We start from the raw sequence: 26,464 nt of genomic DNA on the forward strand, positions 1-26,464 counted from the left end.
AAACCGGTTGCAGCCGCAGCCGTCAGGCGTCCAGCGCCGAGGCCCACAGATTGATGCCGGAGTCCACCGCATACGTGTCGATGGCGGCCAGCTCCTCGGGGGTGAAGCTCAGGTTGGTCACTGCGGCCAGGCTGTCTTCAAGCTGCTGCACGCTGGACGCGCCCACCAGCGCGGAGGTGACGGCGCCGCCGCCGGCCTGCGGACGCAGCACCCAGGCGATGGCCATCTGCGCCAGGCTCTGGCCGCGGGCCTGCGCCAGGCCGTCCAGCGCCCGCACCCGCCGGAGGTTGTCCTCGGACAGCTGGGACTTTTCCAGCGACTTGCCGGCGGCTGCACGGGAGTCTTCAGGCACCCCGTTGAGGTACTTGCTGGTCAGCAGCCCCTGGGCCAGCGGCGAGAAGGCGATGGAGCCGGCGCCGGCCTCATCCAGTGCCGCGAACAGGTTCGGGTCCCCCTGCTCGACCCACCGGTTCAGCATTGAATACGAGGGCTGATGAATCAGCAGCGGAGTGCCCATCTCGCGCAGGATGCGGGCAGCCTCCAGCGTCTTTTCCGGCGAGTAGGAGGAGATGCCTGCGTACAGGGCCCGGCCGGAGCGCACGGCGGTATCCAGGGCGCCCATGGTTTCTTCCAGCGGGGTCTCGGGATCGGGGCGGTGGCTGTAGAAGATGTCGACGTAGTCCAGGCCCATGCGGTCCAGGGACTGGTCCAGGCTGGCCAGGAGGTACTTGCGTGATCCCCAGTTCCCGTAGGGTCCGGGCCACATGTCGTAACCGGCCTTGGAGGAGATGACCAGCTCATCCCGGTACGGCCGGAAGTCGTCCTTGAAGTGCCGGCCGAAGTTGGTTTCGGCCGCACCGTAGGGCGGCCCGTAGTTGTTGGCCAGATCGAAGTGGGTGACGCCCAGGTCAAAGGCCCGGCGCAGGATGGCACGCTGGGTTTCGAAATTCTTGTCGTCGCCGAAGTTGTGCCACAGGCCGAGGGACACGGCGGGAAGGTGCAGCCCGCTGCGGCCGACTCTGCGGTAGGGCATGGAATCGTAGCGGTTGTCCGCGGCAATGTATGTCATGGGTTACATCCTGCCACTGCCGCGGACAATCCCGCCTACTCCGACGCCAGGACAGCGGCCCCGTAAGCGGGCAGCTGAACGGTGCCGCCGTCCATCCGGGACGGCGCGGTCTCGAGCAGCACCTTGGCCGGCGCGGCGAACGGCAGCGGGACCTCCCGCGGGGTGTCGGCAAAGTTCAGCGCCACCGCCGTGGAACCGCGCTGCATCACCAGCCAGCGTTCCTCTTCGTCAAAGTCCACCCGGACGTTGCGCAGGTCCGGATCCATCAGGTCGGGGGTTTCCCGGCGCAGCTTCAGGAGCCTGCGGTACAGGTCCAGCAGCCGTCCGTGGTCCCCCTCTTCCGCCTCGGACCAGTCCAGCTTGGAGTTGGTGAAGGTCGTCGGATCCTGGGGATTCGGAACCGTGGCCGGATCCCAGCCCATCCGCTCGAATTCCTTCAGGCGGCCCTCGGCCGTGGCCTTCCCCAGCTCGGGTTCCGGATGGGACGTGAAGAACTGCCAGGGCGTGGACGCCCCGAACTCCTCGCCCATGAACAGCATGGGGGTAAACGGCGACGCCAGGCTGAGCACAGCGCCGAGGGCGAGCTGCTCGTACCCCAGGGCGGCGCTCAGCCGGTCACCGGCTGCCCGGTTGCCGATCTGGTCGTGGTTCTGGATGGCGGTGACCAGCTGGCGTGCGGTCACCGTCTCCTTGTCCAGCGGACGGCCGTGGCCGCGTTCCCTGAAGGTCGAGAACGTTCCGTTGTGGAAGAACCCTTCCTGCAGGACCTTCGCCAACGCACCAACCGAGTCGAAGTCCTCGTAGTAGCCGCCGTTTTCACCGGTGAGGTTGGTGTGGGCGGCATGGTGGAAGTCATCGGACCACTGGCCCGCAAGGCCGTAGCCGTTGATGTTCCGAGGGGTAATGAGCCGGGGGTTGTTCAGGTCCGACTCCGCGATCAAAAACAGCGGCTTGCCCAGGGCTTCGGCGCACTCATCCGTTGCCGCGGCCATCTCTTCGAGGATGTGCACGGCGCGTTCGTCGTGCAGTGCGTGCACCGCATCCAGGCGCAGCCCGTCCACGTGGTAGTCGCGGAACCACATCAGGACGTTGTCCACGATGTACTCGCGGACGGCATCGGAGAGCGGACCGTCCAGGTTGACCGAGTCCCCCCAGGTGTTCGACTTTCCCTCGGTGAGGTAGGGGCCGAACATCGGCAGGTAATTGCCGCTGGGTCCAAGGTGGTTGTAGACCACGTCCTGGATGACGCCGAGTCCGGCCTGGTGAGCCGCGTCCACGAACCGCTGGTAGGCCTCGGGCCCGCCGTAGGTTTCCTGCACGGCGTACCAGAGCACGCCGTCATAACCCCAGTTGTGGGTTCCGTTGAACGCATTGACGGGCAGCAGTTCGACAAAGCGGACACCCAGGTCCACCAGATAGTCCAGCCGGCCGATCGCCGCGTCCAGCGTGCCTTCGGGGGTGAAGGTGCCCACGTGCATTTCGTAGATCGCGCTGCCGTCGAGCCCCGGGGAGACCCAGCCGGCGTCATGCCACTGGTACAGATCCGGATCGAAGGTGCGCGAAAGTGCGTGCACGCCCTCGGGCTGCCGCCGGGACCGGGGATCCGGCACCGGCGTCTCGGCGTCGTTTATGAGGTAGCCGTAGTCGATGTCCTCGGTGAGTTCGGCGTGCTGGGCGTGCCACCAGCCGTTCTCGCCGCGGGTCATCGACAGGTGCCGGCCGTCGGCCAGCAGCGTCATGGTGCCGGCCTTGGGCGCCCACACCTCGAAGTTGGTCCTCATTCGCCGTCCTCCCGAACCAGCAGCGCCACCGGATAGGTGCCGAACAGATCGGCAGCCGCCAGCCGGCCGCCGCTTTCGTGTGTTTTTCCGCTGATCACGTCGCGGTAGGTGCCAGCTGCCAGGACGACGGCGGTGTCCTGCCAGCCGCCGGAGCGCTGAAGTCCCAGCGGCAGACGGGTCACGAGTGTTACGGCGCCGCCGCGGTCGAACCCGAAGAGGTACTCTGCCGCAGGCCCTTCCGCCGCCACGGGAACGTACCCCGTGAACAGCTCGGGCCGGCCGTGCTTGAGCTGCAGCGCCCGGGTGGTGACCAGCAGCTTCGCTGCCGCGTCCTCGTCCAGTGCGGGGGCACCGGCGTCGGCAGCGGCGAACGCCGCCGCGACCTCGCGGCGGCGGGCAAAGTCCACCTGGCGGCGGTTATCCGGGTCCACGAGCGAGCGGTCCCAGAATTCAGTGCCCTGATAGACGTCGGGCACACCGGGCATGGTCAGCTGCAGGAGCTTGGCGGAGAGCGAGTTGCTGTACCCCGCCTCGCGGATGCGTTCCACCAGTGCGGTGATCACCGAGTTGACGCCCGGATCGTCGAACGCTGCATCGATGGCCGCGTGCATCCGTTCCTCGAATTCCGCGTTGGGAGCCGTCCAGGTGGTGCTGCTGGACGCTTCCCGTGAGGCCTTCTCGGCGTAGGCGTGTGCGCGTTCCCGGCTCAGCGGCCAGGCACCGACGAAGGTCTGCCACAGCAGGTTCGCCATCGGCGCGTCATTCATCGGAGCCAGGGCGTCGAGGCGCGTGAACGCCTCGCGCCACTCGTCCGGGATTTCCGCAAGCACGGAGATCCGGGCGCGGGTGTCTTCGCTGCGCTTGGTGTCGTGCGTGGTCAGGGCCGTCATGGCTGCCGGCTGTTCCAGTTGCCGGCGGATCAGGCGTGCATGCATTTCACCCGGCGCCACGGAGAAGTGCGCCGGGTCGGCCCCAACCTCGTTCAGGGACGTCAGGCGGGAGTAACGGTAGAACGCCGTGTCCTCGACGCCCTTGGCCATCACCATGCCGGAGGTCTGCTGGAATCGCACGGCCAGCTCCCCCAGACGGGAAAGGGAGACCGCTTCAGCGCTGTCTGCGTCCGCCAGCGGGTTCAACAGCGAATGCAGGATGTCCAGCGCTGCCGCGAGATCCGGGCGGTGGACCTTCGCGGCAATCAAGGCATCGGTCAGGTACCCGGCGCCTTCAGGCAGGTAGCTGCGGTAAACCGGGAAGCAGGCCAGCAGCTCCGCGAGCGCATCTGCAGCCGTTTCCGGGTCCAAGCCGCTGTCCGCCGGGAGCAGGCGCACGAGGCGCTGCACCTCGGAGTGCAGCAGGTTGTCCGCGATGACCCGCTTGGTGCCGTGGATCATCTGTGCGTACGGTTCCATCGGCACCAGTGCGGTGAGCTTGTCATTGCCCGCGGGGTCCACGAAGAGCCGGTCGATGTCGGCCAGCGCGTCGTAGCCGGTGGTGCCTTCGGTTTCCCAGTCCGCCGCGAGTTTTTCGCCCGGTTCCAGGATCTTTTCCACCAGGATGTACGCGCCGCGGGTGATCTCGCGCAGCCGGGTCAGGTAGCCCTTGGGATCGGCGAGACCGTCCGGATGGTCGATGCGCAGGCCGTCCACGAGTCCTTCGTCGAACCAGCGCCGAATTTCGGCGTGCGATTCGTCAAAGACCCACGGTTCCTCCACCCGGAGGCCGGCCAGGGTGTTGACCCCGAAGAACCGGCGGTAGTTCAGCTCGTTGTCGGCGCGGCGCCAGTTCACCAGTTCGTAGGACTGGCGGGCGTGCACGTCCTGCGCGCTGTCCCCTTCCGCTGCGGTGCCTTCGGCCACCGGGAACCGGTGGTCGTAGTAGTGCAGTTCGCCGTCGGCCAGCTTCAGTTCCGCCAACTCGTTGGGTCCGTCGCCCAGGACGGGCAGCCGGAGCTTGCCGTTTGCCGCGTCCCAGTCGATGTCGAAGGCTTCGGCGTACCGCGAGCCGCGTCCCTCCTTCAGCACTGACCACCACCACGGGTTCCGGTGGGGCGTTGCGATGCCCATGTGGTTGGGAACAATATCGACCAGCACGCCCAGGCCGGCGGCATGGGCGGCGTCGGAGAGGGCCTTGAGTCCCTCGGGGCCGCCGCGGGCGGGGTCGACGGCGGACGGGTCAGTGACGTCGTAGCCGTGGTCCGAGCCTTCCTCGGCGGTGAGGATGGGTGAGAGATACACCCAGTCCACGCCGAGGTCCGCCAGGTACGGAACCAGATCCGCGGCGTCGAAGAGGGTGAATGACGGGCGGATCTGGAGCCGGTAGGTGGAGAGCGGTGTCCTCATCCGTCCACCTCGTTGCTGTGGGCCTTGGACCCCGCCAATGCTGCGAGGGACGCGGCCACTGAGTGGTCGTGCTCCTCTTCCTCCTCATGGGCGCGCAGCACCACCATGGACTTGGCGGCGACGGTGAACTGGCCGTCGGCGGGAATCGGGGCCGAGTCGGCGTACTCCCCCGCCGTGTCGATGACCTCGTCCCACATAGGTGCGTATTCCTTGGCGGGGACCGTCACTTTGACGTCCTCGTCATGGGCGTTGAAGTACAGCAGGAAGTTCAGGTCAGTGATCCGCTGTCCGCGGGCGTCCTTGCCGGAAATGCCCTGCCCGTTGAGGAACACGCCCAGGGACCGGCTGACCGGGGTGTCCCAGTCGTCCGGGGACATGGGCGTGCCGTCCTCGGTGAGCCAGACGATGTCCGGCAGCGCCTCGCCCTCGCCGCGGCGCACGGGCCGGCCGTCGAAGAAGCGGCGGCGGCGGAACGTGGGATGTTCGGCCCGCAGCGTGTTGACGGCTGCGGTGAATTCCATCAGCGGCGTGTCCATCGTCTCCCAGTTGATCCAGCTCAACTCGGAGTCCTGCGCATAGGTGTTGTTGTTGCCCTGCTGGGTGCGTCCCAGTTCGTCGCCGTGGGCAATCATGGGCACGCCCTGCGAGAGCAGCAGGGTGGCCAGGAAATTCCGCTGCTGGCGCGCGCGCAGCGAGAGCACCGCCGGATCGTCGGTGGGGCCCTCAGCGCCGCAGTTCCAGGACCGGTTGTGGGATTCGCCGTCGTTGTTGTCTTCGCCGTTGGCTTCGTTGTGCTTCTCGTTGTAGGACACCAGGTCATGCAGCGTGAAACCGTCGTGGGCGGTGACGAAGTTGATCGAGGCCACCGGGCGGCGGGCCGAGGACTCATACAGGTCAGCGGAACCGGTGATGCGGGAAGCGAACTCCCCCAGGGTGGACGGCTCTCCGCGCCAGAAGTCGCGCACGGTGTCGCGGTACTTGCCGTTCCATTCGGTCCACTGCGGCGGGAAGTTGCCCACCTGGTAACCGCCGGGGCCAATGTCCCAGGGCTCGGCAATCAGCTTCACCTGGGAAACCACGGGATCCTGCTGGACCAGTTCGAAGAAGGTGGAGAGCTTGTCGACGTCGTAGAACTCACGTGCCAGCGTGGAGGCCAGGTCGAAGCGGAAACCGTCCACGTGCATCTCGGTGACCCAGTAGCGCAGGGAATCCATGAGCAGCTGCAGTGAATGCGGGTTGCCCACGTTCAGGGAGTTGCCGGTGCCGGTGTAGTCCATGTAGTACCGCTTGTCGTCATCCATCAGCCGGTAGTAGGCCTGGTTGTCGATGCCGCGGAAGGACAGCGTGGGGCCCAAGTGGTTGCCCTCGGCCGTGTGGTTGTAGACGACGTCCAGGATCACTTCAATGCCGGCCAGGTGCAGTGCGCGCACCATCGCCTTGAACTCCTGGACCTGCTGGCCCGCATCGCCGGTGGCGCTGTAGGTGTTCTGCGGGGCGAAGAAGCCGATGGTGTTGTAGCCCCAGTAGTTGGACAGGCCCTTCTCCTGCAGCGTGGAGTCGTTGACGAACTGGTGCACGGGCATCAGCTCAATGGCTGTGACGCCCAGCTTCTGCAGGTGTGCGATGACCGAAGGGTGCGCGACGCCGGCATAGGTGCCGCGCTGTTCCTCGGGGACGTCGGGATGCAGCTCCGTGAGGCCCTTGACGTGGGCCTCGTAAATCACCGAGCGGTGGTACGGAATCTTGGGCTTGCGGTCGCCGTCCCAGTCGAAGAACGGGTTGATGACAACACCCATCATCATGTGCGGGGCGGAGTCCTCGTCATTGCGTGAGTTCTCGTCGCCGAAGTTGTAGCCGAACAGCGCCTGGTCCCAGTCGATCTCGCCGGAGACCGCCTTGGCATAGGGGTCCAGCAGCAGCTTGTTGGGGTTGCAGCGGTTGCCGTGTTCGGTGTCGGACGGGCCGTCAACCCGGTATCCGTATTTCTGCCCGGGCAGAACCTGGGGCAGGTAGCAGTGCCACACATAGCCGTCCACCTCGGTCAGGCGCACACACTCTTCGTTGCCCTCGTCGTCGAACAGGCACAGCGTGACAGAGTCGGCAACCTCGCTGTAGAGCGCAAAGTTAGTGCCGTTTCCGTCGTAGGTCGCGCCCAGCGGATAAGCTTCTCCCGGCCAAACTTCCATGTAAAGCTCCTGACTAGTTCAATAACAACAAGTACATAGTATGTCTACTTACTTTTTACCTCAGACTTGGCCCAGCATTAAACAGCCCGCTTTACTACCCTCCGCGGGCGGCCCCGGACCGGAGTGCCCAAACCTGCCGGCTGAGCGGGGGAAAGGTCCCCGATCACGGTTCGGACGGCGGCCGGCAGGGCTGAGGGTGCCACCGGCCCGGACGCGGCGGCGAGGGTTCCCGCCCGGCCGTGAATGCTCGCGGCAGCAGCGGCAAGAGCCGCATAATGCCCCGGCGGGGGCCGTTCGTCGGCCCGGCCCGCGCGGTCCGTCGCGAGCAGCGCCCCCAGGATGCCGGAGAGGGTGTCGCCGCTGCCGGCTGCCGCCAGCCACGGTGTCGCTTCGGCTTGGCTGAAGGTCTCACCGGTGGGGGCTGCAGTGATCGTGGCCCAGCCCTTGAGCAGGACGGTGGCCCCCGTCAGTTCGGCGGCGCGCCGGGCGGAGCGAAGCGGATCCGCCTCCACCTGCTTCCGGGGAACGGGCTCCCCAAGCCTGGTGAGGAGGGCGGTGAGTTCGCCGGCGTGCGGGGTCAGGATCACCTGCGGTCCGAGGCCCGGCTCCGCCCAGGCCACGGCATCGGCGTCGACGACGGCGGGAAGCCCTGACGCCATGGCGTCCAGGGCGCGCCGGCGCTGGTCTTCATCGGCTCCGGCTCCCGGTCCGGCGAGCCAGGCCTGGACATGGGTGTCCGGGACGCTGCCGGTGCCGCAGACGGCTTCGGGATGAACGGCGTTGATGAGGCGGCCGACCGGTTCCGGCCCCAAGTAGCGGATCATGCCGACGCCGGCGGCCAGTGCTGCTCCGGTGGCCAGGACAGCGGCGCCGGGATAGGTGGCGGAGCCGGCAGCGATGCCCAACACGCCACGGGTGTACTTGTGATCGGTTTTCCGGGGGGCGGACAGCAGACCGGCCAGGTCGGCCGGTTCCAGCCGCAGCAGTTCCGGGGCGGCAAAGGCCGCCAGCCCGATGTCCACGTACTCGATCCGGCCGGCCGCAACCGCGCCGGGACCGGCCATCAGGCCGGTCTTGACGGCCCCGAAGGTGACTGTCAGGTCCGCGGCAAGGTGCTCGCCGTCGGCTTCCCCGGTGTCCGCGTCCACGCCGCTGGGCAGGTCGCAGGCGATGATCAGCGGCGGTTTCGGGCCGGTGCCCGGGTCCGGGAGTTTCCGGGCCAGTTCGGCAGCCGGTCCGCGCAGCCCGCCCCTGCCGCCGGTTCCCAGGATGCCGTCGATGACCAGGTCTGCTGCCGCACAGATCCCTGCGGCCTCCTCGACGCCGGCGGAGAGGGCGAGCACGCGGCCGCCCTGCCGCCGGAATTCGGCCAGGGCTTCCGGATGTGCCGTCGGAGCCGTGAGGACCGCTGTGGTCCCGGCGCCGCGGCGGGCCAGCCGGGCTCCGGCGTACAGGGCGTCGCCGCCGTTGTTGCCGGCGCCGGCCAGCACGCACACGCGTGTTCCGTAGACGGACCCGCAGCGGTCCAGCAACTCGCGGACGGCGGCGGCGTACAATCCGTACGCTGCCCGCTGCATCAGTTCCGGGCCGAAGCCGGCGGCGAGCAAGGGTTGTTCCGCGGCCCGCACAGCGGTGCCGGAGTACGCACGAATCATGCCTACAGACTAACCCTCGGCTACCACCATGGCAGTCGCGACGTCGCCGTCGTGGCTGAGCGAGAGGTGCCAGGTGCGCACGCCCTTGGCTTCGGCGGCCGCGGCCACCGTGCCCCGAACGCTGACGCTGGGGGCGCCGGCGGCATCGAGGTCCACCTGGCAGTCCTGCCAGTTCATGCCGGCCGGAGCGCCGAGGGCCTTGGCGACCGCTTCCTTCGCGGCAAACCGGGCCGCAAGGGACCGCAGGTTCAGCTCACGTTCGGCCGGTACGAACAGCCGGGCCCGCAGGCCCGGCGTCCGCTCCAGCTGGCGTCCAAAGCGCGGCACGTCCACCACATCCACGCCAATGCCGATGATCACCGCTATTCGACCGTTACGCTCTTGGCGAGGTTGCGCGGCTGGTCAACGTCGTAGCCCTTGGCGGTGGCCAGGGCGCAGGCGAAGATCTGCAGCGGAACCGTGGTCAGCAGCGGCGCCAGCAGGGTGGGCGTCTCCGGCACGTAGAAGACGTGCTCGGCGTACGCCTTGACGGCGTCGTCGCCCTCTTCAGCGATCACGATGGTCTTGGCACCGCGGGCCCGGATTTCCTGGATGTTGGAGACCACCTTGGCGTGCAGCGAGTCGCGGCCGCGCGGCGAAGGCACCACCACGAAGACGGGCTGGCCCTCTTCGATGAGGGCGATCGGACCGTGCTTGAGCTCGCCGGCGGCGAATCCTTCAGCGTGGATGTAGGCCAGTTCCTTCAGCTTCAGGGCGCCTTCCATGGCGACCGGGAATCCTACGTGGCGGCCCAGGAACAGCACCGACTTGGCATCGGCCATGATGGCGGCCAGCTCCTTGATCTGCTCCGAGGAATCCAGCACCTGCTGGATCTTCGCCGGCACCTTGGCCAGGTCGGCCAGCATGTCCTTGATCTCGCCCTGGAACTTGTCGCCGCGCAGCTGGGCGAGGTACAGGCCCAGCAGGTAGGCGGCGGTGATCTGTGCCAGGAAGGCCTTGGTGGAAGCCACCGCGATCTCCGGTCCGGCATGGGTGTAAAGCACGGCATCGGACTCGCGCGGAATGGTCGAGCCGTTGGTGTTGCAGATCGCCAGCACCTTGGCGCCCTGTTCCTTGGCGTAGCGGACGGCCATGAGCGTGTCCATGGTCTCGCCGGACTGGGAAATGGCGACGATCAGCGTATGTTCGTTGACAATCGGATCACGGTAACGGAACTCATGGCTGAGTTCGACCTCCACGGGGATCCGGCACCAGTGCTCAATGGCGTACTTGGCAACCTGGCCGGCATACGCGGAGGTTCCGCAGGCCAGGACCATGATCTTGTTGATCGACTTCAGGTCTTCGGGATCGATGCGCAGCTCATCCAGGGTCAGGCGGCCCTCGATGTCGGAGCGGCCCAGCAGGGTGTCGCCCACGGCCTGCGGCTGGTCGTTGATTTCCTTCTCCATGAAGGAGGGGTATCCGCCCTTTTCCGCAGCGGCGGCGTCCCAGTCCACCTTGAACTCGGTGCCCTCGGCGGGGTTGCCGTAGAAGTCGGTGATCTCGACGGCCTCGGGCGTGATCGTGACGATCTGGTCCTGGCCCAGTTCAACCGCGCGGCGGGTGAAGTCGATGAAGCCGGAGACGTCGGAGCCCAGGAAATTCTCGCCGTCGCCCAGGCCGACGACGAGCGGCGAGTTGCGCCGGGCGGCCACGACGACGTCGGGCGAATCGGCGTGAATGGCCAGCAGGGTGAACGCGCCCTCGAGCCGGCGGCAGGCCAGCTGCATGGACACGGCCAGGTCCTGGCCGCCTTCGCCGCGGTAGACGGATGCCAGAAGGGCGGCTGCCACCTCGGTGTCGGTCTCGGAGCTGAAAACGGCCCCGGCTTCGAGCATCTCGGCCTTGAGCTCGGCGAAGTTCTCGATGATGCCGTTGTGGATCACGGCCAGGCGCCCGTCATCCGCCAGGTGCGGATGGGCGTTCTCATCCGTCGGACCGCCGTGGGTTGCCCAGCGGGTGTGGCCGATCCCGGTGGTTGCCGCGGGAAGCGGGGCTGCGGCGAGCTCGGCCGTCAGGTTGGCAAGTTTGCCCGACTTCTTGCGGGATTCGATCCCGGTCTCGGTCAGGACTGCGACTCCGGCGGAGTCATAACCGCGGTATTCCAGCCGGCGCAGGCCCTCCATGACGACGTCGAGCGCACCATGCTCATGACTCTTAAGCTGCCCTGCGGCGGCGGCACTGGGGCGGCGGCCTGCATATCCAACGATTCCACACATACAGCTAAGACTACCGGCAGCCGCAGCCACACCGGCAAAGCGCAGCTGGAGTGCCGCCGGCCCAAATCCGGTTGCCTGCAACGGGCGTTTTGGATTGGCTGCCCGGCAGGGCAGAATCGTAAAGTGACAGACCGTACATCAAAGGCAGCCCCTCATCCGGCCAAGGCCTCCTCCGGAAACGGCGCCGACAGCGGTTTTTCGCCGTTCGTGGAGCTGGACCGGCAGACCTGGTCCCGGCTTTCCAACGAAATCCGGTCCCCGCTGAACCAGGACGACATCCTGCGGCTCCGCGGCCTGGGCGAAAAACTGAACCTGGATGAAGTGCGGGAGGTGTATCTCCCGCTCTCGCGCCTGCTCAACCTTTACGTTGCCGCGGCCGGACGGCTGCACAGCGCCACCACCACATTCCTGGGCGAGAAGACCACCCGGACCCCGTTCGTCATCGGGGTCGCCGGGTCGGTGGCCGTCGGCAAGTCGACGACGGCGCGCGTGCTGCGCGAAATGCTGCGGCGCTGGCCCGAGACGCCGAACGTTGAGCTGATCACCACCGACGGGTTCCTCTATCCCAACGCAGAGCTCAAGCGGCGGGGGCTCATGGACCGCAAGGGGTTCCCCGAGTCATACGACCGCCGCGCGCTGCTGCGCTTTGTCAGCGCGGTCAAGAGCGGAGCGGAGGAGGTCAGGGCGCCAAGGTACTCGCATCTGACCTACGACATCCTGCCCGAAGCGGAGATTGTGGTCCGGCGCCCCGACGTGTTGATTGTGGAGGGCCTGAACGTCCTCGCTCCGGCGCGGACGCGGGCCGACGGCCGGGCAGGGCTCGCGCTGAGCGACTTCTTCGACTTCTCCATCTACGTGGACGCGAGAACCTCGTACATCGAGGAATGGTATGTCCAGCGCTTCATGTCTCTGCGCGGCGGCGCGTTCGCCAATCCGGACTCATACTTTCACCGCTACGCCGGACTCACCGATGAGGAAGCCCGGGCCACGGCGCTGGGCATTTGGAAGCGCATCAATGAACCGAACCTGGTCACCAACGTGCTGCCGACGCGCGGTCGTGCCCAGCTGGTGCTGACCAAGGACTCGGACCATTCAGTGACCCGGATGCTGCTGCGCAAAACGTAGGCCCGTTCCGGGCCGGCGCCGGCGCGGAAGCATCCGGATCCGCGTCAGGCGCGCGTCTCAGGCCTTGGCGAAGGGTTCCAGGGCGAGGTGGTTTTCCACCGTCTCGGCCAGCTTGGAGGCCACGGAGGCAGCGGTTTCCATGTCCGCGGCTTCCACCATCACCCGCACCAGGGGCTCGGTGCCGGAGGGACGGAGCAGCACCCGGCCCGTTTCGCCCAGAACCATCCGGGCGTCCAGGACTGCCTGGAGAACGGCCTCGTTGCTGCTTACCGCAGCCTTGTCGACGCCCTTGACGTTGATCAGGACCTGGGGCAGCTTGTTCATGACCTGCGCCAGCTCCTTGAGCGTCTTCCCGGTGCGCTTCACCTGCGCTGCGAGCTGCAGGCCGGTCAGGACGCCGTCACCGGTGGTGGCGAATTCGGAGAAGATCACATGTCCGGACTGCTCGCCGCCAAGGCTGTAGCCGCCGGCGCGCATGCCCTCCAGAACGTACCGGTCCCCCACTCCGGTCTCCAGGAGGGTGATGCCGGCGTCGCGCAGCGCGAGCTTCAGGCCCAGGTTGCTCATCACCGTGGCCACGAGGGTGTCGTCCTTGAGCTTGCCGGCGTCCTTCAGCGCCACGGCCATGATGGCCATGATCTGGTCACCGTCGATGACGGTTCCTTCATGGTCCACCGCCAGGCACCGGTCGGCGTCCCCGTCATGCGCAACGCCCAGGTCGGCCCCGTGTTCCAGGACTGCCGCCTGAAGCATTTCCAGATGGGTGGAGCCGCAGCCCTCGTTGATGTTCAGGCCGTCGGGCTCTGCTCCGATGACCACCACCTCGGCGCCGGCGTCGGCAAAGACCTGCGGCGAGCAGCCGCTGGCAGCACCGTGGGCGCAGTCCAGGACGACTTTCAGCCCCTCCAGCCGGTTCGGCAGCGTCTGCAGCAAATGGATGACGTAGCGGTCCTCGGCATCGGCGAACCGGTGGATGCGTCCCACATCGGCTCCCGTGGGGCGCAGGCTGGGCTTTGCCATTTCGGTTTCAATGGCGTCTTCGGCGGCGTCGTCGAGCTTCTGGCCGCCGCGGGCCAGGAACTTGATGCCGTTGTCCGGAGCCGCATTGTGCGAGGCGGAAATCATCACGCCGAAATCGGCATCCAGATCAGCCACCAGGAAGGCCGCTGCGGGAGTCGGCAGGACGCCGGCGTCGAACACGTCAATGCCGGAGCTCGCCAGTCCGGCTTCCACAGCCGCGGAAATAAAATGCCCGCTGATGCGGGGATCCCGGGCCACTACCGCCACGGGCCTGCGGCCGCCCTGCACACGCCGGTGCCCCAGAACGACGGCGGCCGCCTGTGCCAGCCCCAAGGCCACTTCGGCGGTGATCAGGCCATTGGCCAATCCACGGACACCGTCGGTTCCAAACAATCTAGTCATCGCACATAATCCTCAAACTTGGGGCGGGGCCGTAGGCATTCAGGCGGGAGAGCCCACTGGGCCATTGTGCCACTCCTGCACCGCCGGCGACTAAGCACCGGAGGCTGCGAGGTGGTTTCACGGCCAAGGCCACGGGTAATTCAGGTAAATAGTTGAAGCTGCTGAGCGTCCGGCAGCTGCCACGAAAAAGCCCGCCACGGGAGTCCGAGGACTTCCGTAACGGGCTTCTTCGTGTAGCGCTGGATTAGCGCTTCGAGTACTGCGGAGCCTTGCGTGCCTTCTTGAGACCAGCCTTCTTGCGCTCAATGACGCGTGCGTCACGAGTCAGGAAGCCGGCCTTCTTGAGCGTCGCGCGGTTGTTGTCGCGGTCGATCTCGTTCAGCGAGCGGGCAACACCCAGACGCAGCGCGCCGGCCTGTCCGGAAGCGCCGCCGCCGTGGATGCGGGCGATGACGTCGTAGGCGCCGTCAAGGTCGAGGACCTTGAACGGCTCGTTGACATCCTGCTGGTGCAGCTTGTTCGGGAAGTAAGCAGCCAGGTCGCGGCCGTTTACCAGCCACTTGCCGGTGCCCGGAACAACGCGCACGCGGGCAATTGCCTGCTTGCGGCGGCCAACGGCGGAGCCGGCGACCGTCAGGGCCGGGCGTTCCTTGACCGCAGCCTCGGCTGCATCAGGGGTTTCCGAGGTGTAGCTGGAAAGCTCCTCGGTTGTTTCATTGAGCTCTTCAGTGTTCTGAGCCACGATTCTCCTTGATTAAATTCTTTAGTTGGCGGGCCAGAACTACTGGGCGACCTGGGTGATTTCGAAGGTCTTGGGCTGCTGGGCTCCATGCGGGTGCTCTGCACCGCGGTAGACCTTGAGCTTGCTGATCTGCTGTGCAGCCAAGGAGTTCTTGGGCAGCATGCCGCGGATGGCCTTCTCAACTGCACGTACCGGATTCGACTCCAGCAGTTCTGCGTAGTTGACGGAGGACAGACCGCCCGGGAAACCCGAGTGGCGGTAGGCACGCTTCTGTTCGAGCTTGGCGCCGGTGAGGGCTACCTTCTCAGCGTTGATGATGATGACGAAATCGCCCATGTCCATGTGGGGAGCGAAGGTCGGCTTGTGCTTTCCGCGCAGCAGTGTTGCGGTCTGGCTGGCAAGACGGCCTAGGACAACGTCGGTGGCGTCAATGACGTGCCACTGGCGGTTGATGTCGCCGGGCTTCGGGGTGTACGTACGCACGGTTTTTGCCTTCGTTTCTTCTTCTTAGGTGGCGCGGCTCACATGGAGGCCATATGAGCCACAGCTTCTCTATGCGTTTACCGGATGGTCAGGTGAGGACTGATGTAACCAGTGGTCCTGATGTACTCGGCTATTTCCCCGGGGCCAGGTGGCTCTGCAACCGAGCCGCTCCCGTGGGCATAGACCTATCGAGGTAGGACACGCACAACGACTATAAACAATAGCCTGCTTACGGAGTCAGGTCAAAAGCCGGACAGCGCGCGCAGGGTGCGCGTGCTTTCGGCCCGCCGCTGCATTTCTTCATCGGCCGGATACCTTACCTCTTCAAGGATCAGCGGGTGGGGAGCGGCCAGCAGGGACTTCGAATCCCTGATCCGCGCCTGCAGCCTTTCCCCCAGCCATTCGGGGGTCCGCTCCCCCGCCCCGACCAGCATGGCTCCGCCGACGAGCGACCGGACCATGTTGTGGCAGAAGGCGTCGGCTTGCAGGTGAGCCTCGATCACGCCGTCGGGCCGCCTCAGGAAGGAGAACTCCTGCAGCTCCCGGACCGTCGTTGCCCTGGCGCGGGGCTTGCAGTACGAGAGGAAGTCCCGCACGCCCAGGACCGCCTGGGCTGCGGCGTTCATCCGGTGCTCGTCCAGCGCAAAGTCGTGCCAGAGCGTGACCGTCCGGGTGAGCGGGTCACGGCTGGCCTCGCGGTCGGCGATCCGGTAACTGTAGCGGCGCCACAGGGCGGAGAAGCGGGCGTCGAAGCCCTCCGGGGCCAGGGACGCGGAGTGGACCGTAATGGCGCCCTCCATGGCGTGGATGACCCGTTTGGGTGCCTTGGCCTTGCGCAGCGGCATGGTGAGGTCCTTGTTCAGGATCCCCCTCATGCGGCGGATCAGCGCCTCCTCCGGGGTCAGCGCAGCACCCCGGGAAAGCCCCTCCCACTCGGCGCGGGTGAGGTCAAAGTGGACCACCTGCCCCCGGGCGTGCACGCCCGAATCCGTCCGGCCGGCGACCGTCAGCCGGATCGGGCGCCGGACCAGGACCTCCAGGGCCGCCTCAAGGGTGCCCTGGATGGTGGGAAGGTCATCCTGGACGGCCCACCCGTAAAACGAGGCGCCGTCGTAGGAGAGATCCATCCGGACACGAAAAAGCCCGCCGTCCAGTGATGGCGCGGCGGGCCTTTCGATACTCATGCCCTCAATATTAAGGGACACGGAGCTGAAGGAAAAATTACTTCTTCTCTTCAGTCTCCACTGCTTCGTCAGCGGAATCGGCAGACTCAGCGGACTCGGCCGAATCGGCAGACTCAGCGGAATCAGCAGAGTCGGCGGACTCAGCGGATTCTTCAACCGGCGCCGGAGCAGCAACGGCTGCAGCGGTTTCGGCTTCGGCCACTACGGCCTGCTTGGCCGAGACGGGCTCGAGAACCAGTTCGATGACAGCCATGGGAGCGTTGTCGCCCTTGCGGTTGCCGATCTTCGTGATGCGGGTGTAGCCGCCGTCGCGCTTCTCGACTGCCGGAGCAATGTCGGTGAAGAGCTCGTGGACGATGCCCTTGTCCGAGATCAGGCCCAGGACGCGGCGGCGTGAAGACAGGTCTCCGCGCTTTGCGAACGTGATCAGGCGCTCGGCGTAGGGACGCAGGCGCTTGGCCTTCGTCACCGTGGTGGTGATCTGCTTGTGCTCGAACAGCTGGGCAGCCAGGTTCGCAAGCATCAGCCGCTGGTGGGCCGGGCTGCCTCCGAGGCGCTTACCCTTGGTGGGTGTAGGCATTACATTTTCTCCTCAAACGGTGCCGCACCGGGCTTGGGCCCGGACGGCAAAATTTTGCGTGTGTTAGAGCTCGTCGTCCGAGTATTCGGACTCGTCCTCTTCAATAGCTGCGGCACGGGCGGCCAGGTCAAATCCGGGAGGGGAATCCTTCAGGGACAAACCAAGCTCGACCAGCTTTGCCTTTACCTCATCAATGGACTTTGCACCGAAGTTGCGAATGTCCATCAGGTCAGCCTCGGAGCGGGCAACGAGTTCACCCACAGTGTGGATGCCTTCACGCTTGAGGCAGTTGTAGGAACGCACGGTCAGCTCAAGGTCTTCGATCGGCAGGGCCATGTCGGCTGCCAGTGCGGCATCCGTCGGGCTCGGACCAATTTCGATACCTTCAGCAGCGCTGTTCAGTTCGCGAGCCAAGCCAAACAGTTCAACCAGGGTGGTGCCGGCGGACGCGACGGCGTCGCGGGGTGCAATGGCATCCTTGGTCTCAACGTCAACGATCAAGCGATCGAAGTCGGTGCGCTGTTCAACACGGGTGGCCTCCACGCGGAAGGTCACCTTCAGGACCGGTGAGTAGATGGAGTCGACCGGAATACGGCCGATTTCCTGGTCACCGGACTTGTTCTGGCTGGCGGAAACGTAGCCGCGCCCGCGTTCGATGGTCAGCTCGAGTTCGAACTTGCCCTTCGAATTCAGGGTGGCAATGTGCAGATCCGGGTTGTGGAACTCCACGCCGGCCGGCGGAGCGATGTCCGCAGCCGTCACGACGCCGGGACCCTGCTTGCGCAGGTAGGCGACAACGGGTTCGTCGTGCTCGGAGGAGACCGACAGGTTCTTGACGTTCAGGATGATCTCGGTGACATCTTCCTTCACGCCCGGAACCGTGGTGAACTCGTGCAGCACGCCTTCGAGCCGAATGCTGGTTACTGCAGCACCGGGGATCGAGGACAGGAGCGTACGGCGAAGGGAGTTGCCAAGGGTGTAGCCGAAACCGGGTTCCAGCGGTTCAATGATGAACCGCGAGCGGTTGTCAGCTACGACTTCTTCAGTGAGGGTAGGGCGCTGTGCAATGAGCACTTGCATTTCCTTTCAGCGAGCGTCCGCTATATGACGCAACACAAATGGTGGAAACGACGACGACGGGTCTTCCGCGGGCGTCTTGGACGGCTAGCAGCCACGTGCCCGGAGCCGGAGGCGTCCGATGGGCGGCCCGCCCCGAAGGATGGACCGCCCGCCGGATACAACCGGTACCGCAGTGCTGCTTAAACGCGGCGGCGCTTCGGAGGACGGCAGCCGTTGTGCGCGCTCGGGGTGACATCCGAAATGGAGCCAACCTCCAGGCCGGTGGCCTGGAGCGAACGGATGGCGGTTTCGCGGCCTGAACCCGGACCCTTTACGAAGACGTCGACCTTGCGGACGCCGTGCTCCTGGGCGCGCTTTGCAGCGGCTTCAGCAGCCATCTGCGCAGCGAACGGGGTGGACTTACGCGAGCCCTTGAAGCCAACCTCACCGGCGGAAGCCCATGAGATAACAGCACCCGACGGATCCGTGATGGAAACGATGGTGTTGTTAAAAGTGCTCTTGATATGCGCCTGGCCAAGCGCGATATTCTTCTTATCCTTGCGACGCGGTTTGCGGACCGCTCCACGAGTCTTGGGGGGCATTACTTCTCCTACAAAGAGTTTGGTTTAGGTGGCCCGCGAGGGGCCATGGCCTCACACCGCTAGGTTTAGCGGGCGGCCTTCTTCTTACCGGCAACCGTACGCTTCGGGCCCTTGCGGGTACGAGCGTTGGTCTTCGTGCGCTGGCCGTGTACGGGCATGCCACGACGGTGGCGGATACCCTGGTAGCTGCCGATTTCAACCTTGCGGCGAATGTCGGCGGCTACCTCGCGGCGGAGGTCACCCTCAACCTTGAAGTTGCCCTCGATGTAGTCACGCAGCTGAACGAGTTCAGCATCCGTGAGGTCCTTGACGCGAGTTTCCGGGCTGATGCCGGTCTCTGCCAGGGTCTGGTCTGCACGGGTCTTACCCACGCCGTAGATATAAGTAAGCGCAATCACAACCCGCTTTTCGCGGGGAATGTCAACGCCAGCGAGACGTGCCATATCGGCGGTTCTCCTTTTGTGTCACCGGAGGTCTGAAGCAGTGCATCCCTGTTGCCAGGTCCCCGGCCTCCGGGCCGGGGGTATGCGTTACGCGTATCAACGCTGCACTGCCATATTCAATTACTACTACGCGTGGGCTGTCCCTGAGAGCAGGAAATTAGCCCTGGCGCTGCTTGTGGCGCGGGTTCTCGCAGATCACCATGACTCGACCGTTACGGCGAATCACCTTGCACTTATCGCAGATCTGCTTGACGCTCGGCTGGACCTTCATGGTTATCCTTTGCGTGGTTGCAGGGTTAAGCCGCTCGCAGCCGGCGTCCCACTTGTCCGGGACACAGCCTGCCGATGCAGCGGTTCTTACTTGTAGCGGTAGACGATACGGCCCCGAGTGAGGTCGTACGGGCTGAGTTCCACCACAACGCGGTCTCCGGGGAGGATGCGAATGTAGTGTTGACGCATCTTTCCCGAGATGTGTGCGAGCACAATGTGGCCATTGGCCAGCTCAACGCGGAACATCGCGTTGGGCAGGGCTTCGTTGACCGAGCCCTCAATCTCAATGACGCCGTCTTTCTTGGCCATATCCTCCGCTAACGTCTGTGCCCCTCGTATGCTCGAAGGGCGGTTTTTGTCTGTGGTTCTCCCCGGTGCTTCCTGCGCATCTACCGCGCAGGAACCGTTTTGACACGGCGCACATGCTTGGAAAAGGGCACGAATGTAGAGACAACCAACAGATAACTCTACTCGAAGGGTCCCGATATGTTAAATCGTTCCGCCGATCCGGGGAAGGCCGGCAGCACCACGGGACCGGTCGTGTCAGTCCGAGGGAATGGGGACCGGCGTGACGCCCAGCGGCGCGAGCCGGGAGGCACCGCCGTCGGGCGAAGTCAGGACCCAGATTCCCTTGTCGTGAATCGCGACCGAATGCTCCCACTGGGAGGCGCGCGAGCCGTCGGTGGTCACCACCGTCCAGTCGTCCTCCAGCGTGAGCGTTTCGATCTTGCCGCGGACCAGCATCGGCTCGATCGCCAGGCACAGCCCGGGCCGCAGCTTCGGACCGTTGTGCGAGGTCCGGTAGTTGAGCACATCCGGTGCCTGGTGCATTTCGGTTCCGATGCCGTGGCCGACATAGTCCTCCAGGATTCCCAGCGGCTTGCCGGGAACGCTGGAGACGTAGTCGTCAATGGCCGCACCGATGTCGCCAACGAAACGGCCCTTGGCGGCGGCGGCAATGCCGTGCCACATGGCCGCTTCGGTGACCTCGGACAGGCGCTGGTCCTCGGGATCAGCGGTGCCGACAATCACCGTGCGTGCCGAATCCGAATGCCATCCGCCAACGACGGCGCCGCCGTCGATGGAGAGGATGTCCCCGTCTTTGAGGATGCGCTCCCCCGGAATGCCGTGAACGACTTCCTCATTCACTGACACGCAGACGGTGGCCGGATACCCGTGGTAGCCGAGGAAATTCGAGGTTGCCCCCGCTTCCCGAAGCACCGCGGCGAAAACCGCATCGACATCCGCGGTGGTTGCCCCCACCACCGCGGCGTCAACCGCCGCATCGAGGGCCCGGATCAGAACGAGCCCGGCCTCCCGCATGGTGCGCATCTGCGCGTTGGTTTTGTATTCAATTCGAGGCTGGCCGAACATATCTCTTCTAACTCTTTAGCTAATATCCTTGAGGACTTCCATGACGCGCTCGGTGACATCGTCGATGCCGCCCAGCCCGTCGACCCGAGCCACGATGCCGCGCTGGTCATAGCTGGCGACGACGTCGGCGGTCTGGGCCTTGTAGAGGCCCAGGCGGTGCCGGATGACGTCTTCGTTGTCGTCGGCGCGGCCTTCGATCTGCGCCCGCTTCAGCAGGCGTTCCACGAGCTCTTCGTCGTCGGCGGTCAGCTGCAGGACGACGTCGAGCTTCTGGCCCTTGCTGGCCAGGATGTCGTCGAGTTCTTCGACCTGCGCGGCGGTGCGCGGGTAGCCGTCCAGGAGGAAGCCGTCGGCGACGTCGTCTTCGAGCAGCCGGGCGCGCACCATGTCATTGGTGACGCTGTCCGGCACGAAGTTTCCGGCGTCGATGTACTTCTTGGCTTCCAGGCCCAGCGGCGTCTCGTTCTTGACGTTGGCGCGGAAGATGTCGCCCGTGGAGATTGCAGTGACACCAAGCCGGTCCGAGATCCGGGCGGCCTGTGTTCCTTTACCGGCGCCGGGAGGCCCGATAATGAGCATTCTTGTCATCGCAATAACCCTTCGTAGTGACGTTGCTGCAGTTGCGCGTCAATTTGTTTGACTGTTTCAAGTCCCACACCAACCATGATGAGGATCGAGGTTCCGCCGAACGGGAAGTTCGCATTCGCTCCGACCAGTACCAGGGCGATTAGCGGAATCAGGGCTACAAACCCCAAGTAGAGAGCGCCGGGCAGAGTGATGCGGGAGAGCACATACTGCAGGTATTCGGCGGTGGGGCGGCCGGCCCGGATGCCCGGGATGAAGCCGCCGTATTTCTTCATGTTCTCGGAGACTTCCTCCGGGTTGAACGTGATCGACACGTAGAAGTACGTGAAGAACACGATCATCAGGAAGTAGAGCGCCATGTAGAACGGATGGTCGCCGCTGGTGAGGTAGTTGTTGATCCAGACGACCCATTCCGGCGGGGTGCCGGTGGAGGGCGTGTTGAACTGGGCAATCAGCGACGGCAGGTAAAGCATCGAGGAAGCGAAGATCACGGGGATGACGCCGGCCATGTTCACCTTGATCGGAATGTAGGTGTTGGTGCCGCCTACCGTCTTCCGACCGACCATGCGCTTGGCGTACTGCACCGGAATCCGGCGCTGGGACTGCTCCACGAAGATCACGAGGGCGACCACCAGGATGCCGACGGCGAGGACAGCCAGGAACACCGTCCAGCCCTGGGCGCTGAGAATGGCTCCGAGGGAGCTCGGGAAACCGGCGGCGATCGAGGTGAAGATCAGCAGCGACATGCCGTTGCCGACACCCTTTTCGGTGACCAGTTCACCCATCCACATGATGAGGCCGGTACCGGCGGTCAACGTGATGATCAGCAGCAGGACCGTGATGATGTTGTCGTCCGGGATGATCGGCACGGAGCAGGCGTTGTTGAACAGCGCTCCGGTGCGGGCCAGCGAGACGACGGTGGTGGCGTTGAGCAGGCCCAGGGCGATGGTCAGGTACCGGGTGTACTGCGTCAGTTTCGACTGGCCCTGTGCGCCTTCCTCATAGAGTGCCTGGAAGTGGGGGATCACGACGCGCAGCAGCTGAACAATGATGCTGGCGGTGATGTACGGCATGATGCCCAGGGCAAAGATGGAGACCTGCAGCAGGGCGCCGCCGCTAAAGAGGTTAACGAATTCGTAGAGGCCACCCGAGGTGGCACCCAGAGCCAAGCACTGCTGCACATTGCCGTAGTCAACACCCGGGGCCGGGATAAAAGCACCCATGCGGAAGATAGTGATGATTCCCAGCGTAAACAACAGCTTGCGTCGCAGGTCTGGCGTCCGGAAAGCCCGGCCAATAGCGCTAAGCAAGCGTCCTCCTGAATGAGATCTGAAGTAGGTGAGTCCGATTGGACTGGTAACAAAAACAGAGTCTAGCCGCTCTGACCCCGTAGAACGTTAACGAAGCCCGCGGCGGGGTAGTGCCTTAAAACAAACTAAACCCCCGGCGGGCCGACAGGCGGCCCGCCAGGAGTTTAGTCGTCGTTCTGAGAGCAGCGCAGCGGACTGCCGGCGGCCGGTTGCCCGGCCGCCGAAAGTCGTTGCGCGAAACGGACACGGTGCTTAGAGCGCCGTTGTCGTTCCGCCTGCTGCAGCGATCTTCTCTGCCGCACTGGCGGAGAAGGCATCGGCCGTGACATTCACCTTGACGGTGATGTCGCCGGTGCCCAGAACCTTGACGGGCTGGTTCTTGCGAACGGCGCCCTTGGCAACCAGATCAGCAACCGTGATCTCGCCGCCTTCGGGGAACAGCTCCGAGATCTTGTCCAGGTTTACAACCTGGAACTCGACACGGAACGGGTTCTTGAAGCCGCGAAGCTTCGGCAGACGCATGTGCAGCGGCAGCTGGCCACCGGCGAAACCGGCCTTGACCTGGTAACGGGCCTTGGTGCCCTTCATACCGCGGCCTGCAGTCTTACCCTTGGAACCTTCACCGCGGCCAACACGGGTTTTGGCCGTCTTGGCACCGGGTGCCGGACGCAGGTGATGAACCTTCAGCGCGTGTTCGTTGTTGTTTTCTTCGGCCATGTTAATTCGCCTCCTCAACCTTCACGAGGTGCGGAACCGTGTTGATCATGCCAACGGTCACGGCGTCTGCGGTGCGAACGGTGGTAGCACCGATGCGTCGCAGGCCCAATGAGCGCAGCGTGTCCTTCTGATTCTGCTTACCACCGATGGTGGACTTGATCTGGGTGATCTTCAGTTTTGCCGTGCTGACGGCAACGTTCTTCGGAGTAGTCATCAGGCACCTGCCTTCTGCATGTTGCGGAGCATCGCGGCAGGCACAACCTCGTCCAGCGGCAGGCCGCGGCGTGCAGCCACTGCCTGAGGCTCTTCGAGGCGCTTCAGCGCATCAACCGTGGCGTGCACGATGTTGATGGCGTTGGAGGACCCGAGCGACTTGGACAGAACGTCGTGGATTCCGGCGCATTCGAGAATGGCGCGGACCGGACCACCGGCGATAACACCGGTACCCGGGGAAGCCGGACGCAGCAGGACGACGCCTGCAGCAGCTTCACCCTGGACCAGGTGGGGAATGGTTCCACCGATGCGCGGGACGCGGAAGAAAGTCTTCTTGGCTTCTTCAACGGCCTTCGCGATAGCGGAGGGAACTTCCTTGGCCTTGCCGTAACCAACACCGACCATGCCGTTGCCGTCACCGACAACTACCAGGGCGGTGAAGCTGAAGCGACGACCACCCTTGACGACCTTGGCAACGCGGTTGATGGTCACGACGCGTTCAATGAACTTGTCCTTCTCATCGTTGCGTCCGCCGTCGCGGCCACCGCGGCCACCGCGTTCGCCGCGGCCTCCACGGTCGGAGCGCTGCTCGCCCTTGCGGCCGCCGCGGCGGTCGTCAGTGGCGGGAGCTGCGGCGTCCTTGGTCTCAGTTGCCTGCGCAGCTGTAGCTTCAGTCACCTGGTTTTCCTTTTCCTTGTTAACCTCGGTCACAGTGACAGCCCACCTTCACGTGCGCCGTCAGCAACGGCCGCGATGCGGCCGTGGTAGCGGTTGCCACCGCGGTCGAAGACAACGGCTTCTACGCCGGCAGCCTTCGCACGCTCTGCAACGAGCTCGCCAACACGCTTGGACTTGGCGGTTTTGTCGCCTTCCAGTGCGCGCAGGTCGGCTTCCATGGTGGAAGCCGATGCCACGGTAACGCCGCGGATGTCATCGACAACCTGGACGAATACGTGGCGGGCCGAGCGGTTAACAACCAGGCGCGGACGAGCCGCGGTACCGGAGATCCGCTTGCGGATGCGAAGCTGGCGGCGGTTACGCGCAGCCGACTTGCTCTTGGAATTGCGCTTCTTATTAATGCTGATGGCCATGGTTACTTACCAGCCTTTCCGACCTTGCGGCGGACAATCTCGCCGGCATAACGAATACCCTTGCCCTTGTAGGGATCGGGCTTGCGCAGCTTGCGGATGTTGGCCGAAACCTCGCCCACCTGCTGCTTGTCGATGCCGGACACTGTGACCTTCGTGGGACCCACGACGGTAAGCGTGATGCCCTCGGGTGCCGTGACCGGAACCGGGTGGCTGTAGCCCAGGGCGAACTCGAGGTCCGCTCCCTTGGCCTGCACGCGGTAACCGGTGCCGACGATTTCCAGGTCCTTCTTGTAGCCTTCGGTCACACCGGTGATCATGTTGCTGATCAGGGTGCGGGTCAGGCCGTGAAGGGCACGGGATTCGCGCTCGTCGTTCGGGCGGGCAACGGTGATGGTGCTGTCGTCGAGCGTGACAGTGATCGGGCTGGGCACAGTGTGGCTCAGCTCGCCCTTGGCACCCTTGACGGATACGAGGTTGCCGTCAACGGCAATTTCTACTCCGGCAGGAACCGGGATGGGCAGACGTCCAATACGTGACATTTTTCTTTCCCTTCCCTGCTACCAGACGTAGGCGAGGACTTCCCCACCTACACCCTTCTTGGCGGCCTGGCGGTCGGTCAGGAGACCTGACGACGTCGACAGGATTGCGATTCCCAGACCACCGAGAACGCGCGGCAGGTTGGTGGACTTTGCGTAAACGCGCAGACCGGGCTTGGAGATACGACGCACGCCGGCGATGGAACGCTCGCGGTTCGGACCGAATTTGAGATCAAGGGTCAGCTTCTTGCCGACGACGGCCTCTTCTTCCTTCCAGCCGGCGATGTAGCCCTCGGCCTTCAGGATGTCAGCGACGCGCGCCTTGAGCTTGCTGTAAGGCATGGACACGGTATCGTGATATGCCGAGTTTGCATTGCGCAGACGCGTAAGCATGTCTGCGACAGGATCTGTCATTGTCATTGGGCTCTTGCCCTCCCTCGTAACGGTTTCCTGCGGAGCTCCGACTCAGGCGCACCTGAGGAGAGGTCCGTCGGACCTGTTACGTAGTAATTAATCTTCGGATGTAAACGGGAAGCCGAGCGCCTTCAGCAGCGCGCGTCCCTCGTCATCGGTCTTTGCGGTGGTAACCACGGTGATGTCCATGCCGCGAACGCGATCAATCTTGTCCTGATCGATTTCGTGGAACATCGACTGTTCGGTCAGACCGAACGTGTAGTTGCCGTTGCCGTCGAACTGCTTGCCGTTCAGGCCGCGGAAGTCGCGGATACGCGGCAGCGCCAGGGTAACCAGGCGATCGACGAATTCCCACATGCGGTCTCCACGCAGAGTTGCGTGGCAGCCGATGGGCATGCCTTCGCGCAGCTTGAACTGTGCGATCGACTTGCGGGCCTTCGTGACCTGAGGCTTCTGACCCGTGATCTGGGTCAGGTCCTTGACTGCACCGTCAATGAGCTTGGAGTCCTTAGCGGCATCTCCAACACCCATGTTCACAACCACCTTGACAAGGCGGGGAACCTGGTTGACGTTAGCGTAGTTGAATTCGTCCTGCAGGGTCTTCTTGATCTCCGCTGCGTAGCGGGTCTTCAGACGGGGGACGGTCTTGGTGACGGTCTCAGTCATTAGAGGTCCTTCCCAGAGCCCTTGGCGACGCGGATACGCACAGTGCGCTCACGGCCGTCTTTTTCGACGATTTCCTGACGGTAGCCAACGCGGGTCGGCTTCTTCGTTTCCGGGTCAACGATTGCGACGTTGGAAACGTGGAGGGGAGCTTCGACAATCTCGATGCCACCGGTCTTCGAGCCCTTGGAGGACTGGCCGACCTTGGTGTGCTTCTTGACAGTGTTGACGCCTTCAACCAGGACGCGGTTCGTGTCGGTGTAAACCTTCAGAACCTTGCCCTGCTTGCCGCGGTCTCCGCCGCGGGCAGCAGTTGCACCGCTGATGACCTGAACGAGGTCACCCTTTTTGATTTTTGCCATG

The 26,464-nt window shown here is 64.6% G+C and carries 29 protein-coding genes; 1 reads left to right on the forward strand and 28 read right to left on the reverse strand.

The window, feature by feature from the left end:
- Positions 1 to 22 precede the first annotated feature (22 nt).
- From mgrA to glmS, 7 genes are all read right to left on the reverse strand, one after another.
- The gene (gene mgrA, locus QNO08_RS13710; protein ID WP_229964910.1) at positions 23 to 1,069 is read right to left on the reverse strand and encodes an L-glyceraldehyde 3-phosphate reductase; all 1,047 of its coding nucleotides are present in this window, start codon (positions 1,067 to 1,069) and stop codon (positions 23 to 25) included.
- A 35-nt stretch (positions 1,070 to 1,104) separates the two neighbouring features.
- The gene (gene treZ / locus QNO08_RS13715) at positions 1,105 to 2,850 is read right to left on the reverse strand and encodes a malto-oligosyltrehalose trehalohydrolase (RefSeq protein ID WP_229964909.1); all 1,746 of its coding nucleotides are present in this window, start codon (positions 2,848 to 2,850) and stop codon (positions 1,105 to 1,107) included.
- Positions 2,847 to 5,189, reverse strand: a complete 2,343-nt coding sequence (treY, locus tag QNO08_RS13720) for a malto-oligosyltrehalose synthase (protein ID WP_229964908.1) — start codon at positions 5,187 to 5,189, stop codon at positions 2,847 to 2,849. Before treY ends, treZ begins: the two co-directional genes overlap by 4 nt.
- Entirely contained in the window at positions 5,186 to 7,375 is a 2,190-nt protein-coding gene (glgX, locus tag QNO08_RS13725) for a glycogen debranching protein GlgX (protein WP_229964907.1), read from the reverse strand. Before glgX ends, treY begins: the two co-directional genes overlap by 4 nt.
- A 77-nt stretch (positions 7,376 to 7,452) precedes the next feature.
- Positions 7,453 to 9,030 carry an NAD(P)H-hydrate epimerase gene (locus tag QNO08_RS13730; RefSeq protein WP_229964906.1) on the reverse strand — a complete coding sequence of 526 codons (1,578 nt, stop codon included), beginning with the start codon at positions 9,028 to 9,030 and terminating at the stop codon, positions 7,453 to 7,455.
- Positions 9,031 to 9,039: 9 nt separating this feature from the next.
- Positions 9,040 to 9,390, reverse strand: a complete 351-nt coding sequence (locus QNO08_RS13735; protein ID WP_229964905.1) for a holo-ACP synthase — start codon at positions 9,388 to 9,390, stop codon at positions 9,040 to 9,042.
- Between the two features lie 2 nt (positions 9,391 to 9,392).
- The gene (gene glmS, locus QNO08_RS13740) at positions 9,393 to 11,288 is read right to left on the reverse strand and encodes a glutamine--fructose-6-phosphate transaminase (isomerizing) (protein ID WP_229964904.1); all 1,896 of its coding nucleotides are present in this window, start codon (positions 11,286 to 11,288) and stop codon (positions 9,393 to 9,395) included.
- Positions 11,289 to 11,495: 207 nt separating this feature from the next.
- Between glmS and coaA the strand changes: the two genes are divergently transcribed.
- Positions 11,496 to 12,413, forward strand: coding sequence for a type I pantothenate kinase (coaA, locus tag QNO08_RS13745; protein ID WP_229965057.1), 918 nt, complete (start codon positions 11,496 to 11,498; stop codon positions 12,411 to 12,413).
- A 57-nt stretch (positions 12,414 to 12,470) separates the two neighbouring features.
- On the opposite strand, the gene glmM is transcribed toward coaA, so the two are convergent.
- The 21 genes from glmM to rplX all read right to left on the reverse strand — a co-directional run bounded on the left by glmM (position 12,471) and on the right by rplX (position 26,463).
- Positions 12,471 to 13,835 carry a phosphoglucosamine mutase gene (glmM, locus tag QNO08_RS13750; protein WP_229964903.1) on the reverse strand — a complete coding sequence of 455 codons (1,365 nt, stop codon included), beginning with the start codon at positions 13,833 to 13,835 and terminating at the stop codon, positions 12,471 to 12,473.
- Positions 13,836 to 14,079: 244 nt separating this feature from the next.
- Positions 14,080 to 14,577: a 30S ribosomal protein S9 gene (gene rpsI, locus QNO08_RS13755; RefSeq protein WP_229964902.1), complete on the reverse strand. Its 498-nt coding sequence runs from the start codon at positions 14,575 to 14,577 to the stop codon at positions 14,080 to 14,082.
- Positions 14,578 to 14,616: 39 nt separating this feature from the next.
- Positions 14,617 to 15,060 (reverse strand): 50S ribosomal protein L13, encoded by a 444-nt coding sequence (gene rplM, locus QNO08_RS13760; protein WP_229964901.1) that lies wholly within the window; start codon positions 15,058 to 15,060, stop codon positions 14,617 to 14,619.
- A gap of 242 nt (positions 15,061 to 15,302) precedes the next feature.
- Positions 15,303 to 16,244: a tRNA pseudouridine(38-40) synthase TruA gene (gene truA / locus QNO08_RS13765; RefSeq protein ID WP_229964900.1), complete on the reverse strand. Its 942-nt coding sequence runs from the start codon at positions 16,242 to 16,244 to the stop codon at positions 15,303 to 15,305.
- A 37-nt stretch (positions 16,245 to 16,281) separates the two neighbouring features.
- Positions 16,282 to 16,824 carry a 50S ribosomal protein L17 gene (rplQ, locus tag QNO08_RS13770; RefSeq protein ID WP_229964899.1) on the reverse strand — a complete coding sequence of 181 codons (543 nt, stop codon included), beginning with the start codon at positions 16,822 to 16,824 and terminating at the stop codon, positions 16,282 to 16,284.
- 63 nt (positions 16,825 to 16,887) lie between these two features.
- Complete coding sequence (locus QNO08_RS13775) at positions 16,888 to 17,898, reverse strand: DNA-directed RNA polymerase subunit alpha (protein WP_210228094.1); 1,011 nt, start codon at positions 17,896 to 17,898, stop codon at positions 16,888 to 16,890.
- Between the two features lie 185 nt (positions 17,899 to 18,083).
- Positions 18,084 to 18,485, reverse strand: a complete 402-nt coding sequence (gene rpsK / locus QNO08_RS13780) for a 30S ribosomal protein S11 (RefSeq protein WP_104052715.1) — start codon at positions 18,483 to 18,485, stop codon at positions 18,084 to 18,086.
- Positions 18,486 to 18,550: 65 nt separating this feature from the next.
- On the reverse strand, positions 18,551 to 18,928 hold the full coding sequence (gene rpsM, locus QNO08_RS13785; RefSeq protein WP_210228092.1) for a 30S ribosomal protein S13: 378 nt from the start codon (positions 18,926 to 18,928) through the stop codon (positions 18,551 to 18,553).
- Between the two features lie 157 nt (positions 18,929 to 19,085).
- Positions 19,086 to 19,199 carry a 50S ribosomal protein L36 gene (gene rpmJ / locus QNO08_RS13790; protein WP_012397712.1) on the reverse strand — a complete coding sequence of 38 codons (114 nt, stop codon included), beginning with the start codon at positions 19,197 to 19,199 and terminating at the stop codon, positions 19,086 to 19,088.
- Between the two features lie 86 nt (positions 19,200 to 19,285).
- Positions 19,286 to 19,507: a translation initiation factor IF-1 gene (gene infA, locus QNO08_RS13795; RefSeq protein WP_055239372.1), complete on the reverse strand. Its 222-nt coding sequence runs from the start codon at positions 19,505 to 19,507 to the stop codon at positions 19,286 to 19,288.
- A gap of 234 nt (positions 19,508 to 19,741) precedes the next feature.
- On the reverse strand, positions 19,742 to 20,572 hold the full coding sequence (gene map / locus QNO08_RS13800; protein WP_229964898.1) for a type I methionyl aminopeptidase: 831 nt from the start codon (positions 20,570 to 20,572) through the stop codon (positions 19,742 to 19,744).
- 15 nt (positions 20,573 to 20,587) lie between these two features.
- Positions 20,588 to 21,160, reverse strand: coding sequence for an adenylate kinase (locus QNO08_RS13805; RefSeq protein ID WP_229964897.1), 573 nt, complete (start codon positions 21,158 to 21,160; stop codon positions 20,588 to 20,590).
- Positions 21,157 to 22,467, reverse strand: coding sequence for a preprotein translocase subunit SecY (gene secY, locus QNO08_RS13810; protein ID WP_229964896.1), 1,311 nt, complete (start codon positions 22,465 to 22,467; stop codon positions 21,157 to 21,159). Before secY ends, QNO08_RS13805 begins: the two co-directional genes overlap by 4 nt.
- A 252-nt stretch (positions 22,468 to 22,719) precedes the next feature.
- The gene (rplO, locus tag QNO08_RS13815) at positions 22,720 to 23,184 is read right to left on the reverse strand and encodes a 50S ribosomal protein L15 (protein ID WP_229964895.1); all 465 of its coding nucleotides are present in this window, start codon (positions 23,182 to 23,184) and stop codon (positions 22,720 to 22,722) included.
- Between the two features lies 1 nt (position 23,185).
- The gene (rpmD, locus tag QNO08_RS13820; RefSeq protein WP_229964894.1) at positions 23,186 to 23,398 is read right to left on the reverse strand and encodes a 50S ribosomal protein L30; all 213 of its coding nucleotides are present in this window, start codon (positions 23,396 to 23,398) and stop codon (positions 23,186 to 23,188) included.
- Entirely contained in the window at positions 23,398 to 24,075 is a 678-nt protein-coding gene (rpsE, locus tag QNO08_RS13825) for a 30S ribosomal protein S5 (RefSeq protein ID WP_210228079.1), read from the reverse strand. The genes rpmD and rpsE overlap by 1 nt, the downstream gene beginning before the upstream one ends.
- A 29-nt stretch (positions 24,076 to 24,104) precedes the next feature.
- On the reverse strand, positions 24,105 to 24,488 hold the full coding sequence (rplR, locus tag QNO08_RS13830) for a 50S ribosomal protein L18 (RefSeq protein WP_229964893.1): 384 nt from the start codon (positions 24,486 to 24,488) through the stop codon (positions 24,105 to 24,107).
- Between the two features lie 2 nt (positions 24,489 to 24,490).
- Positions 24,491 to 25,027, reverse strand: a complete 537-nt coding sequence (gene rplF, locus QNO08_RS13835) for a 50S ribosomal protein L6 (protein WP_229964892.1) — start codon at positions 25,025 to 25,027, stop codon at positions 24,491 to 24,493.
- Between the two features lie 18 nt (positions 25,028 to 25,045).
- Complete coding sequence (rpsH, locus tag QNO08_RS13840; protein WP_152219769.1) at positions 25,046 to 25,444, reverse strand: 30S ribosomal protein S8; 399 nt, start codon at positions 25,442 to 25,444, stop codon at positions 25,046 to 25,048.
- A gap of 90 nt (positions 25,445 to 25,534) precedes the next feature.
- Entirely contained in the window at positions 25,535 to 26,104 is a 570-nt protein-coding gene (gene rplE, locus QNO08_RS13845) for a 50S ribosomal protein L5 (RefSeq protein WP_152219770.1), read from the reverse strand.
- On the reverse strand, positions 26,104 to 26,463 hold the full coding sequence (gene rplX / locus QNO08_RS13850; protein ID WP_210228071.1) for a 50S ribosomal protein L24: 360 nt from the start codon (positions 26,461 to 26,463) through the stop codon (positions 26,104 to 26,106). Before rplX ends, rplE begins: the two co-directional genes overlap by 1 nt.
- Position 26,464: the final 1 nt, after the last annotated feature.

Origin of the sequence: Arthrobacter sp. zg-Y820, from assembly GCF_030142155.1 — a bacterium.
GTDB lineage: Bacteria > Actinomycetota > Actinomycetes > Actinomycetales > Micrococcaceae > Arthrobacter_B.